Raw genomic sequence first — 261 nt, forward strand, 5'->3', positions numbered from 1 at the left:
GGTACTGATAGCGGTCGTCAGACACCAGGACGGATGGCTTGTACTGAATGGAAACCCCGGCCGTGTATTGGCCAAAGAGCTGGAAATAGCGCTGGAATCCGGCGGGATCGACCCCCTCCGGGTACTCGGCCGACTTCGGTCTGGCACTGAACATGCGTGAGAACTCGCGGTCGAAATCGATCAGCGCCTGACCGTACTCACGTCGTTCGGCAGAATAGGTTTTTAGCAGATCCTCTTCGGCCAGCCCGGTCAGTACGTGAG

1 protein-coding gene is annotated in these 261 nt (G+C 58.2%); it reads right to left on the reverse strand.

Going from position 1 to position 261, the window contains the following annotated elements; genetic code table 11:
• Nucleotides 1–261: hypothetical protein (locus Q4563_RS20600; RefSeq protein WP_303605839.1), on the reverse strand; the 261-nt coding region annotated here is incomplete at both ends.

The sequence above is a fragment of the Gilvimarinus sp. 1_MG-2023 genome (assembly GCF_030548285.1).